Source organism: Azospirillum sp. Sh1, assembly GCF_008365135.1.
Taxonomy (GTDB): domain Bacteria; phylum Pseudomonadota; class Alphaproteobacteria; order Azospirillales; family Azospirillaceae; genus Azospirillum; species Azospirillum oryzae.
Genome location: NZ_VTTK01000017.1, coordinates 78,624 through 90,606, shown reverse-complemented (window position 1 = coordinate 90,606; position 11,983 = coordinate 78,624). Strand labels below are relative to the sequence as shown.

Sequence of the window (11,983 nt, the reverse complement as noted above, 5' to 3'; positions counted from 1 at the left end):
TCTGCCGGTCATCGGGTTGCTTGCCCTTGCTCCACCGGCCATGGCCCAGGGGACCGATGCTCAGGACGCCGGCGCCAAGGTGATCCTGATCGGCTACCTCGCGCGCCAGGAGGACCCGCGCACGCCGCTGAGCTTCCTGGAGCCGGTGGCGACGGACGAGGGGCTTCAGGGCGCCCGGCTGGCGCTCGCCGACAACAACACGACGGGCGTGTTCCTGAAGCAGAGTTACCGGCTGGTGGAACAGGTCCTGCCGCAGGACGGCGACATCTCCGCCGGTGTGAAGACGCTGGCGGACGAGGGGGTGCGGTTCGTCGTCGCCGACCTGCCGGCCGACGCGCTGCTCGCCGCCGCCGACCGGCCGGAAGCCAAATCCATGCTGCTGTTCAACGCGCGTGCCACCGACGACGCGCTGCGCAACGAACAGTGCCGGGCGAACATCCTGCACACCGCCCCCAGCCGGCGCATGCTGGCCGACGCGCTGGCGCAGTACCTCGCCTGGAAGAAATGGACGCGATGGAGCCTGCTGACCGGCCGCGATCCCGGCGACGCGCTCTATGCCGAGGCCGTCCGCCGCGCGGCGAAGCGTTTCGGCGGCCGGATCGTCGACGAAAAGCCCTGGACCTTCGACACCGGAAACCGGCGAACCGACACCGGCGTCACCACCATCCAGTCCGACATCCCGCTCGCGACCCAGGGGCCGGATTACGACGTGCTGATCGTCGCCGACGAGGCGGGCGACTTCGGCGACTATCTCGATGGCCGTACCTGGTATCCGCGCCCGGTCGCCGGCACCCAGGGGCTGACCGCCACCGCATGGTCGCGGGTGAACGAGCAGTGGGGCGGCACCCAGATGCAAAACCGCTTCGAGAAGCTGGCCGGCCGCTGGATGACGCCGCGCGACTATGCCGCCTGGCTCGCCGTGCGCAGCGTCGGGGAGGCCGCGGCCCGCACCAACGCCACCAGCTTCGACGACCTGACCGCCTATCTGCACAGCCCCGATTTCGAACTGGCCGGCTTCAAGGGCGAGGCCCTCTCCTTCCGCGCCTGGAACGGGCAGATGCGCCAGCCCATCCTGATCGCCGGGCCGCGGATGCTGGTTTCGGTGTCTCCGCAGGAAGGTTTCCTGCACCCGGTGACACCACTCGACACGCTCGGCGACGATGCGCCGGAAAGCAAATGCCGTCTCAACCGATAGGGCGGACCACACCATGCGATTCCTGCTGTCCTGCACCATGCTGCTTCTTGCCGGTCCGGTCCTGCTGGCCGAGCCGGCTCTTGCCGAAACCATCTTCGTGTCCAACGAAAAGGACAACCAGATCGCCGTGGTCGACGGCGACAGCCTGCAGATCAAGAACAAGATCAAGGTCGGCCGCCGGCCGCGCGGCATCACGCTGAGCGCCGACGGGACGCAGCTCTTTGTCTGTGTCGGCGACGACAATCGCATCGACGTGGTGGACATCGCCAGCGGCAAGGTCGTCCACACCCTGCCCTCCGGCCCCGATCCGGAGCTGTTCGTGCTGTCTCCGGACGGCAGGAAGCTCTATGTCGCCAACGAGAACGACAACATGGTGACGGTCATCGACGTGGCCGACCGCAAGGCGATCGGCAACATCCAGGTCGGCGTCGAGCCGGAGGGAATGGGGATCAGCCCGGACGGCAGGATCCTGGTCAACACCTCCGAAACCACCAACATGGCGCACTTCATCGACACGGAGAAACACAGCGTCATCGGCAATGTGCTGGTGGACAGCCGGCCGCGCGTCGCCCGTTTCACCGACGACGGCAAACAGGTCTGGGTGTCGAGCGAGATCGGCGGCACGGTCAGCGTGATCGACCCGGCGGCGCTCAAGGTCATCAAGAAGATCAGGTTCGAGGTCACCGGCGTCCGGCGCGAAGCCATCCAGGCGGTGGGCATCCAGATGACCAAGGACGGCAAGCGCGCCTTCGTGGCGCTGGGACCGGCCAACCGGATCGCCGAAATCGACACCGGCAGCTTTGAGGTAAAGCGCTATTTCCTTGTCGGGCAGCGCGTCTGGAACCTCGCCTTCTCCCCCGACGAGAAACGGCTCTACACGACCAACGGCATCAGCAACGATTTGTCGGTGATCGACCTGGAGCGCAACAAGGTGATCAAGAGCATTCCGGTCGGCGGCGCACCCTGGGGCATCGTCGTCAAGCCGTGAGGCGGCCCGTAAGATGCGCAGCATGACGGAACCCACGGCCGGACCTGCCGGTTGACGCAAGAGGCCGGGTGCGTCGGCGACCGTCGACGGCGGCCCAGCCTCTTGGGAGGTGAAATCATGGAGAAGCATCCAGAAGAACAACCGCCGACGCCCGGCAAGAAGAGTGTTCTGAACGACAAGGCCGAGTTCGAGAAGGACGAGCGAAAAGACACCGTATCGCATATGGGCGAGAAGAGCGGCAAGGACAGGGCCGACCGGCCGCCGGATGCGGCGCGCGGCACAACCGAGCGGTCATGATCCCCTTGCCACGATTGCCCATTTCCGGAGATATGCGATGAAATCCCTCAAGACTCTGCCCCTGAACAGCCTTGCATGCGCCGCCGGCCTTGCCGTCGGCATCGCCATCGCCGCGCTGCCCGCCTCCGCCCAGTCGACAGGCAGCAATTCGGCTGGCAGCACGTCGACCGGCAACAGCGCGACGGGCACCAATTCGTCCGACAGCACCGACCCGCAAGGCAAGCTGACCGGAAACACCGGACAGCTGCCGCCCAACTCGCTTCCCGGCGAGCGCAAGGGGGCCATCGGCGGTGCGCCGGTATCGCAGGGCAGTTCCGGCTCCTCAACCGAGGGTGCCACGTCACCCACCGGACAGCTTCCCAAAGACTCTCTGCAAAAGGAGCGTCAGGGTGCGATCGGCGGGCATCCGGTCACCCAGGGCGGCTCCGGCCAATCGGATGACAAGAAGGACAAGCAGTAACCGGCACTTCGCCCGGCTTCGTGACATGATCGCGGCCGCTGCCACCGAAGATGGGGTAGCACTGTCCGAAAGGCCGTGCCATCCCGGTCGGAACCAGGGAAGCGGGAAGGCGGCGGCTGCGATTTCAAGTTACTCCGAACCTCTTTTGAGAGTTTGTTGGCAAAACAAACAAGATGCCATAATGGCTGCCGTGACCGACGCCGTGCCCGCAGGTATCCAGTGATCAGTCATGCTGGATCGGCGCGACCGGCGTGCCCCGCATGACCTGCGGCGGTCCTCCAATGATTTCAAAATGCATGGGAGAAAGCGGCGATGGGCATGTGGCAGGGGTCATCCCCGAAAATCAATCGTGTGCTGGTGGGCGAATCGCTGGTCGGCGACGGCAACGAGGTTGCGCATATCGACCTGATCATGGGACCGCGCGGCAGCGCCGCGGAGACCGCCTTCTGCAACGCGCTGACCAACAACAAGGACGGCTTCACCAGCCTGCTGGCGGTCATCGCCCCCAATCTGCAATGCAAGCCCTCGACCATCCTGTTCAACAAGGTGACGATCAAGGGCGCGGAGCAGGCGGTCCAGATGTTCGGCCCGGCCCAGCACGGCGTCGCCAAGGCGGTCGCCGACTGCGTCGCCGCAGGAACCATCCCGCAGGACGAGATCGACAACATCTTCATCTGCGTCGGCGTCTTCATCCATTGGGAGGCCAAGGACAACGCCAAGATCCAGGATTACAACTACCGCGCCACCAAGGAAGCGATCGAACGCGCGGTGTCGGGATTCCCGACCCTCAAGGATCTGCTGAACCAGAAGGATTCGGCAAAGCATCCGTTCGCCGCCGGCTAAAGGCCGCTGGCGCCCAACCGGATGGCGGCGGCCCGCGGTCGTGATGCGGTCGCCGCCCTTCCGGTGCTGTTGCAGGGTCGGCCGCATTTTTCGCCGACGGTCGAGCGATGGCGACCGATCGACCTCGACGCGAAAGACTCTGTAGATTCCGGCGGCCAGCTTCGTGCCGCCCCCTGCTGATCGGCAGGAAAGGACGGAATACCTTCAGTTCACTGGACATTTTTCGATCGCCATCGCTGGCGGATGGCACTTCAAGTCATCCAGGCACAATCAAACGGCATTTTAGATAACTTTAGAGCTTTTTCGACATCCTGCTAAATCAGCGGCTATTGCATAGAATTATTCCAGTTCAAATGAAGGATCCGCCCGGCACCCATTTTACGCCGCACAAAGAACTAGCCATAATTCTCACGTCACTATCCATTGGGGTTATGGTCGCTTCGGGGCGACAGGGGTACAGTTTCCTAATGGGCTCTCCCCGGCAATCCTGCCTGATCGCCCATTCCAGCGGAGGAAGCGGATATGAAGACTTGGCGCAAGCCGACGATTGTCGAGATTTCGGTCGGCACCGAGATCAACGCCTACGCCTGTGCCGGTTTGTAACCGGCGCATCCAATCGGCAAGGGTGACCCTTCCCTCAAACATCCGTCCACGCTTTCCACTCATGATCTTTCACTCAGGCCGGCCGCGGCTCGAAATGGGCGAAAAACTGCCCGGTGCCGTCAGGTGCGCTCGCATCATAATGCAGCGCGCAGAGCCGCAGCCGGCCAGCATCGCCCAACTCCGGGCCTGACAGCATGCTGTGAAAGCTCTCTCCGCCGAGCAGGCGATGCGCGGTGGTGAGATACAGCCGCGAAAGCCTGCCGTCCCGCAACATGGTGTCGAGCATCCGCGGTCCCGTCAGCAGATAGAGGCTGCGGAAGCCCATGCTGCCCAGTTCGCGCACCAATGGCCCACCTTCCACCGACAGTCCTGCTCCCGCGGTCAGCACCTCGTAACCGGCGGCGCGCCAGCGGGCGACCCGGTCGGGCGGCGCCCCGGCGCCGGTGGCGATGATTACGCGCTGACCATGGCGCGCCGGCGAGTCCGGCATCGGGAACTCCAGGCTGGCGCTGGCGACGACCACCGCCGGCTGCGGCGGCAGGCCGTTGTCCGCACGCCATTGCGCAAGTTCCCGCGTCGCTTCCTGCGTGCCGACCTGCAGAACATCGTCCAGCCGCCCGGCCGCAAGGTCGCGCAGATAGCCGCCATGGGTGACGAGACAATCCGCCTGCGCCTGAAGTTCAAGGAACAGTCGGAAGTCGTTGCCGCTGACCAGCCCGGCCGGCAGCCGGCTCTCCCCGGTGACGGGATCGCGCAGCGCGATGCGTCCGTCCAGACTGCCGACGAAGCTGGCATAAACGAAGGGGGCGGCGGCACTTCCCCGCTCATGCAGGCGGTGGGCAAGATAGGCGCCGGGAATCGCGATTTCCTCCGGTGCACCGGGATAGAGCCGGAGCATGCGCGCTGTCATCGCAGCCCTACCGAAGCGGCGGCATCGACCCGGCGAAGGAAATCGGCGGCAAGCGCATCGGCGATGTCGATTTTGCTGACCGACTGCAATCCCTGCCAGGCGGGCATCGAGTTGACTTCCAGCACCAGCCAGCGGTTTTCGTCACCGGGGGCGGGAATCAGATCGACGCCGGCATAGTCCGCACCGACCACGGCGGCGGCCCGCACCGCCAGATCGGCGACGGCGCCTTCGGGGATCAACGCCTCGCAGCTGGCACCCTGATGGACATTTGTGATCCAGTTGCGGCCATGTCGGATCATCGCCGCCACCGCAACGCCGCCGACGACGAAGACCCGGCAGTCGCGCCATTCACCCTCCCGGCGCGGCGGGATGAAGGGCTGCAGGTAATAGACGCCGGCGACGGCTTCGGGCTCCGGCACCTCGTCCGGCCGCGACAAGCGGCGCAGACCGCGCCCCTGGGCGCCGAACAACGGCTTCAACACGCAATCCGGCGAGTCCGCCACCGCTGCGCGGGCCAGTTCGGCGGACTGGACGGCCACGGACGGCGGCGTCGGCAGGCCGGCATGGGCCAACAGGAAGCTGGTGGTGCTCTTGTCCACACAGCGCTCGATGGCCCGCGCCGTGTTGTAGACCGGCACCCCCAGACGATCCAGCGCGTGGAGCACCCCCAGCCGCAAGGTCACTTGTTCGAAGCTGCCCTGCCCGACCACGCGCACGAAGGCACCGGACGGCAGCGTATCGCCGAATCCCGGCAGCAGAAGCCCCGTCCCAGTGCGTCCGACGGCGAAGCCGCAGCCGCTCAGCGGCACGCGCCGGCATTCGACTCCCCGGCGTGTGATCGCCCGCTCCAGCCGTGCCGCATGCCAGTCGGCCCCATCGGTGAACAAAGCGACCGCACCGGTCATGCCGCCTCCGCCAAAGCATGTTGCAAATACAGCTCACGCGCACGCTGGCCGGCAAGGCGGCGCGCTTCCTTCATGTCGGCCGCGTCGGCCATCACGGTACAGAGCGGAGCGCCCGCAGGAATGCGCGCGGGCGTGCGCGGACGGTCGGCGGTCCAATCCGGCCAGCACAAGCCATCCCGAAGCTGGATCGGCACGGTGCTGTAGACCACCATGGCGGCGCGGCAGCCCGTGAGCGACGGCAGTTCGGCCGGCAGCCGCCCGGCGCAGGCGTCCACATGCAGGCCGAACAGGCTGGGCATCGGCGGCCGGTCGAACAGGTCGAGCGTCGCACCCGGCCGCGGATTGATCTCCAGCAGGCACCAGCCGGCCGGTCCCGCCAGGAAATCGGCGCTGTTGAGCCCGACCAGCCCCACCGCGGCGGCGATCCGCGACACCGCATCGATCATCGCCGCGGCGGTCCCGCCGGAAGCCGACATGGGGCCGACCGCCCCGCCATAGCGGTAGGGTTGGCCGGGAGCCGACGCCACCCATTGCCGGCTGAAACCCACCGGCAGCACGCTGCGGCCATCGGCCAGGAACAGCAGGGATACCGGACGCCCGGCCATGCGGCGCTGGACATAATGGCCGGCCGGCAATCGCGAGGAGGCCGGCCGGATGTGAGCGCCGCCGCTGGCGCCGGCACGCTTCATCAACCAGCCCCCGGCGTCGGCCGGCGGCGCCGTGGCGACCTCCGGATGCGGAATGCCGAGGCTGGCAAGCAGGTCTGCGAAGGCGAACGGCTCCTTCAACCGCGCCACCGTTTCCGCCCGGTTGCCGATCACCGGCCGGCCGCGTGAAAGTGCCGTCAGCAGTTCGGGCCGATCCTCGAACCCGGCGCCATAGACAAGCGGCAGCCGGGACAGGTCCGGCGCGGCCAGCGCCCGTCGCAATGCGGCGGCGGGAATGCGCAGCTGCCGTGACGGCAACGTCAGGCACGGGTCGGCCAGGGCGGTTGTATCGGTATCGGCAAACAGGTCCACCGCAGCGACGCGCAGCCCGTCGCGGCAAGCGCTCGCCACCAGTGCCCGCGCCGACAGCGCCACCACCACGAATTCCGGGACTGCCGTCGCGGTCAAGCTCCGCTCCCCTTGCGAAAGCATCTTGAACATCCATTCGCAATCCCAACAATCATGCGCAGCAGCCATCTTTGCAATGACCCTTCCGAACAACGGCCCGTGCCGCCCGCCTGACGTCGCCCAGGGACCGCTGCTTGGGCAAGGGGGCACAGGGTACCCGCCTGGGGGAAGACTGGATGTTTGACGCCGCGATGCCTGCGGACCCTCCGTCGATTCCGGCGATCCACGGCCCTCCCGCCCTGGCCGTGGAGGAGTTGAGCCACAGCTTCGGCAAGCGCGTTGCGCTCGACCACGTGTCCTTTGCCGTGCCGCCGGGGGGCTTCACCATGCTGCTCGGCCTGAACGGGGCGGGAAAGACCACGCTGTTTTCGCTGATCACCCGGCTCTATTCCAACCGCACCGGCGCCATCCGCATCTTCGGTTTCGACCTGCGGCGCCAGCCGACCCGCGCGCTGGAGCGGATCGGCGTGGTGTTCCAGCAGCCAACGCTCGACCTCGACCTGACTGTCCGTCAGAACCTGCGCTACCATGGCGGCCTGCACGGAATGGCGCCGTCCGACTGCGAAGCCCGTGCGCGGGAGGAACTGGCCCGCATCGGACTGGCCGAGCGCGCCGACGACAAGGTCCGGGCATTGTCCGGCGGCCAGCGGCGGCGGGTGGAGATCGCCCGCGCCCTGGTACACCGGCCGAACCTGCTGCTGCTTGACGAGCCGACGGTCGGGCTGGACACCGAATCGCGCCGTCAAATCCTTGGCCATGTCCGCGCACTCTGCCGTGAGCAGGGGCTGGCGGTCCTGTGGGCCACCCACCTGTTGGACGAGGCGAAGGACGAGGATTCCGTCGTCATTCTGCATCAGGGACGGCTGCGCGCCTCCGGCAGCGTGCGCGCGGTCTGTGCCGAGTCGGGCGGCGCCACTCTGCCCATCGCCTTCGCCGCCTTGACGACAGGGGAGCGCCGGCCATGAGCGCCGCCACCTATTGGTACTGCCTGCGCAGCATCATCGTGCGAGAGGGGCTGCGCTTCCTGCACCAGCGTGAACGCTTCTTCGCCGCACTGGTCCGGCCGCTGGTCTGGCTGGCGATCTTCGCCGTCGGCTTCCGCGCCGTGCTGGGGGTTTCGATCATCCCGCCCTACGAGACCTACATCCTCTACGACGAGTATGTCGTGCCCGGCTTGGTCGCGATGATCCAGCTGTTCAACGGCATGCAGAACTCCCTGTCGATGGTCTACGACCGCGAGATGGGGAGCATGCGGACGCTGTTGGTCAGTCCGCTGCCGCGCTGGTACCTGCTGGTCGCCAAGCTGCTGGCCGGCGTCGCGGTGTCGATCGCGCAGGTCTATGTTTTCCTCGGCATCGCATGGCTGTGGGGGGTGGAGCCCCCGCCGCTGGGCTATCTCGCGGCGCTGCCGGCACTGCTGCTCAGCGGGCTGATGCTGGGGGCGCTCGGCCTGCTGCTGTCTTCCTTCGTCAAACAGCTGGAGAATTTCGCCGGGGTGATGAACTTCGTGATCTTCCCGATGTTCTTCGCCTCCTCCGCCCTCTATCCGCTCTGGCGCATCAAGGAAGGCAGTCCGACGCTGTACCAGATCGCCGCCTGGAACCCGTTTACGCAGGCGGTGGAACTGATCCGCTTCAGCCTCTATCTCCGAGTCGACGTGATGGCGCTGCTTTGGGTGACCGGCTGTCTGGTGCTGTTCCTGGGGGCCGCGGTTTTGGCCTACGATCCCGGGCGCGGCTTCTGGGCGCGGCGGGGCGGACCGGCCGAACAGGCCTGATATTGCAAGCGGAAGCTCTGCCGCTCCAGCCAATTGGGTACCACCCCTGTGCCATTCCTTCCGTTATTTCGCTTCTTCCAAAAACTTTCGAACGGTAGCGGAAAATAATCTTCACAGCCTATCTTTGTTTGAGCACACTGAATGTCAGCGTCGCCAACATAGTGCGGGGCAGTTTAGAACCCCGCCAACGGTCGTGTCCCGGCATTTTCGACCGGCGCGCCCGCGATGCCGCAGCAGTTCGAATTCGGAGCGTCGGTGATCCATTCGCCCGGCGCATCCACGGTTGACGTCACGCATCGATAGTCGAGGGAGAACGCCCTCTCGAAGACCGCATTTTACCGAAGCCGCCGCCTGCCGCCGCACAGTCCCTGGGACAACCGCCAAAAAACGGGAGGAAACACATGAACCCCTTTGTGCGCTGTCTGCTCGTCACCGCCGCGATCCAGGCGGCCACCGCCACGGTCGCCGTCACCGGCGCTATCGCCAACGACGACATCATGAAGAACCAGAAGGATCCGGCCAACTGGGCGCTGCAGCTCGGCAACTATGCCGGCCAACGTTACAGCACGCTCGACCAGATCACCCCCACCAATGTGAAGAACCTGCGGCCGGTGTGGCAGTTCTCCACCGGCGTGCTCCGCGGTCACGAAGGCGGTCCCATCGTCGTCGGCGACACGATGTACATCTCCACGCCGTTCCCCAACATCGTCTATGCGCTCGACCTCAACGACAACGGCCGCATCAAGTGGAAATATGAGCCCAAGCAGGATTCGTCGGTCATCCCGGTGATGTGCTGCGACACCGTCACCCGCGGCGTCGCGGTGGCCGGAAACAAGCTGTTCCTGGGACAGGCCGACAACACGCTGGTGGCGCTGGACACCGAAACCGGCAAGGTTCTGTGGACGGCCAAGAACGGCGACGCCACCAAGGGCGAGACGCTGACCGCCGCCCCGCTGGTGGTGAAGGACAAGGTCTATGTCGGCATCAGCGGCGGCGAGTTCGGCGTGCGCGGCCATCTGACGGCATACGACATCAACACCGGCAAGATGGTGTGGCGGGCCTTCTCGACCGGTCCCGACAAGGATGTGATGATCGACCCGCAGAAGACGATGATGCTCGGCAAGCCGATCGGCGAACCGGATCTGGGCATCAAGACCTGGCCGGCCGACCAGTGGAAGATCGGCGGCGGCACCACCTGGGGCTGGTACACCTACGATCCCGAACTGAACCTGATCTATTACGGCACCGGCAACCCGGGAACCTGGAACCCGGCGCAACGCGCCGTCGACAAGGACCGGGCCAAGAGCGACAACAAATGGTCGATGACCATCTTCGCCCGCGACGCCGACACCGGTCAGGCGAAATGGGTGTTCCAGAAGACGCCCTTCGACGAATGGGACTATGACGGCGTCAACGAGAACATCCTGGCCGACGTCACCATCGGGGGATCCAAGCGCAAGGCCCTGATCAACTTCGACCGCAACGGCTTTGCCTACACCATCGACCGCACCAACGGCGAACTGCTGGTCGCGCAGAAATACGATCCGTCCGTCAATTGGGCGAGCGAGATCGACATGAAGACCGGCAGGCCGAAGGTGAACGACAAATACAGCACCTTCGCCCAGGGCGAGGATCACAACACCACCGGTATCTGCCCGGCGGCGCTGGGTTCCAAGGACCAGCAGCCGGCGTCCTTCTCGCCGGACAGCGGCCTGATCTATGTGCCGACCAACCACATCTGCATGGATTACGAGCCATTCAAGGTCGAGTATTCCGCCGGCCAGCCCTATGTCGGCGCGACGCTCAGCATGTATCCGGCTCCGAATTCCCATGGCGGCATGGGCAATTTCATCGCCTGGGATCCGGCGGCCGGCAAGATCGTCTGGTCGAAGCCCGAGCGCTTCGCGGTGTGGAGCGGCGCCCTGTCGACCAAGGGCGGCGTCGGGTTCTACGGGACGCTGGAAGGCTATCTGAAGGCGTTCGACCTGAAGGACGGCAAGGACCTGTACAACTTCAAGACCTCGTCCGGCATCATCGGCAACGTCAACACCTACATGCACAAGGGCAAGCAGTATGTCGCCGTGCTGTCGGGTGTCGGCGGCTGGGCCGGCATCGGGCTGGCCGCCGGACTGACCGGCGAGCAGGAAGGCCTGGGCGCGGTCGGCGCACACAAGGCGCTGGGCGAATACACCCAGTTGGGCGGCACGCTGACCGTCTTCGCGCTGCCCGACAACCAGTGATGAACAGGCCGTGATGAGCAGACAGTGATGCGCGGGCGGGCGCCGGTTCCCTGGAGGGCCGGAGCCCGCCCTTTCCAAGCTGATGGTGCCTACGCATGAAGGCAGTGGGGAGAAAGAGCAAGATGCCCAAATACCTGATCGGGCTGTGCGCCGCCGTCGGGTTCACCGCGACCCTGACCCTCGGTACCGCGTTCGGCCAGCAGGATGCCGCACAGAAGCCAACCCAGAACCAGACATCGCCGGACGGAAATTCGACACAGGAGGCGAAGGTCGCCAATCCGGAAGAGCTGATGGATGACCAGGGCGTGCCGCTCTACATGGTCAAGGACGGCAAGGTCGATAAGGGGACCTACAACGGCTATCGGCGCTACGCCTCCTCCTGCCACGTCTGCCATGGACCGGACGGGCTCGGCTCTTCCTTCGCGCCGGCGCTGGTCGATTCACTCAAGCGGATGGACTATTGGCAGTTCACCGACGTTGTCACCAACGGCCGCACCAACATGGGCGCCACCGGCGACAAGGTCATGCCGACCTTCGGTTCGGATCCAAACGTGATGCTGAACCTCGCCGACATCTACCGCTATCTCAAGGCCCGTTCCGACGACAAGCTCGGCCGTGGCCGGCCCGAGCGGATCAAGTCGGCATCGTGA

The 11,983-nt window shown here is 65.7% G+C and carries 13 protein-coding genes; 10 read left to right on the top strand and 3 right to left on the bottom strand.

Annotated elements, in window-relative coordinates; genetic code table 11:
- The first annotated feature begins 40 nt into the window (after positions 1-40).
- From FZ029_RS18220 to pqqA, 6 genes are all read left to right on the top strand, one after another.
- Positions 41-1,195: an ABC transporter substrate-binding protein gene (locus tag FZ029_RS18220; RefSeq protein ID WP_247892372.1), complete on the top strand. Its 1,155-nt coding sequence runs from the start codon at positions 41-43 to the stop codon at positions 1,193-1,195.
- 13 nt (positions 1,196-1,208) lie between these two features.
- Positions 1,209-2,183 (top strand): PQQ-dependent catabolism-associated beta-propeller protein, encoded by a 975-nt coding sequence (locus tag FZ029_RS18215; RefSeq protein ID WP_149270707.1) that lies wholly within the window; start codon positions 1,209-1,211, stop codon positions 2,181-2,183.
- Between the two features lie 117 nt (positions 2,184-2,300).
- Positions 2,301-2,480, top strand: a complete 180-nt coding sequence (locus FZ029_RS18210) for a hypothetical protein (RefSeq protein ID WP_149270706.1) — start codon at positions 2,301-2,303, stop codon at positions 2,478-2,480.
- Between the two features lie 37 nt (positions 2,481-2,517).
- Positions 2,518-2,940 (top strand): hypothetical protein, encoded by a 423-nt coding sequence (locus FZ029_RS18205; protein ID WP_149270704.1) that lies wholly within the window; start codon positions 2,518-2,520, stop codon positions 2,938-2,940.
- Between the two features lie 312 nt (positions 2,941-3,252).
- Positions 3,253-3,783, top strand: coding sequence for a formaldehyde-activating enzyme (gene fae, locus FZ029_RS18200; protein WP_282183574.1), 531 nt, complete (start codon positions 3,253-3,255; stop codon positions 3,781-3,783).
- A gap of 522 nt (positions 3,784-4,305) precedes the next feature.
- Positions 4,306-4,386 (top strand): pyrroloquinoline quinone precursor peptide PqqA, encoded by an 81-nt coding sequence (gene pqqA, locus FZ029_RS34060; protein ID WP_085083035.1) that lies wholly within the window; start codon positions 4,306-4,308, stop codon positions 4,384-4,386.
- Between the two features lie 73 nt (positions 4,387-4,459).
- Here the strand turns inward: pqqA and FZ029_RS18190 are convergent, their stop codons facing one another.
- From FZ029_RS18190 to FZ029_RS18180, 3 genes are read right to left on the bottom strand one after another with little or no spacing between them, the layout of a single operon-like run.
- Positions 4,460-5,296, bottom strand: a complete 837-nt coding sequence (locus FZ029_RS18190; protein ID WP_149270701.1) for a dihydrofolate reductase family protein — start codon at positions 5,294-5,296, stop codon at positions 4,460-4,462.
- Complete coding sequence (locus FZ029_RS18185; protein WP_149270699.1) at positions 5,293-6,201, bottom strand: RimK family alpha-L-glutamate ligase; 909 nt, start codon at positions 6,199-6,201, stop codon at positions 5,293-5,295. The genes FZ029_RS18190 and FZ029_RS18185 overlap by 4 nt, the downstream gene beginning before the upstream one ends.
- Positions 6,198-7,316, bottom strand: a complete 1,119-nt coding sequence (locus tag FZ029_RS18180) for an ATP-grasp domain-containing protein (RefSeq protein WP_247892371.1) — start codon at positions 7,314-7,316, stop codon at positions 6,198-6,200. The genes FZ029_RS18185 and FZ029_RS18180 overlap by 4 nt, the downstream gene beginning before the upstream one ends.
- A 176-nt stretch (positions 7,317-7,492) precedes the next feature.
- On the opposite strand from FZ029_RS18180, the gene FZ029_RS18175 reads away from it, so the two are divergent.
- From FZ029_RS18175 to FZ029_RS18160, 4 genes are all read left to right on the top strand, one after another.
- Positions 7,493-8,281: an ABC transporter ATP-binding protein gene (locus FZ029_RS18175; RefSeq protein WP_149270695.1), complete on the top strand. Its 789-nt coding sequence runs from the start codon at positions 7,493-7,495 to the stop codon at positions 8,279-8,281.
- A complete protein-coding gene (locus tag FZ029_RS18170; protein ID WP_149270693.1) occupies positions 8,278-9,093 on the top strand; it encodes an ABC transporter permease in 816 nt (271 codons plus the stop codon). The genes FZ029_RS18175 and FZ029_RS18170 overlap by 4 nt, the downstream gene beginning before the upstream one ends.
- Positions 9,094-9,494: 401 nt before the next feature.
- Positions 9,495-11,333, top strand: coding sequence for a methanol/ethanol family PQQ-dependent dehydrogenase (locus tag FZ029_RS18165; protein ID WP_149270691.1), 1,839 nt, complete (start codon positions 9,495-9,497; stop codon positions 11,331-11,333).
- A 122-nt stretch (positions 11,334-11,455) separates the two neighbouring features.
- The gene (locus FZ029_RS18160) at positions 11,456-11,983 is read left to right on the top strand and encodes a c-type cytochrome (protein ID WP_149270689.1); all 528 of its coding nucleotides are present in this window, start codon (positions 11,456-11,458) and stop codon (positions 11,981-11,983) included.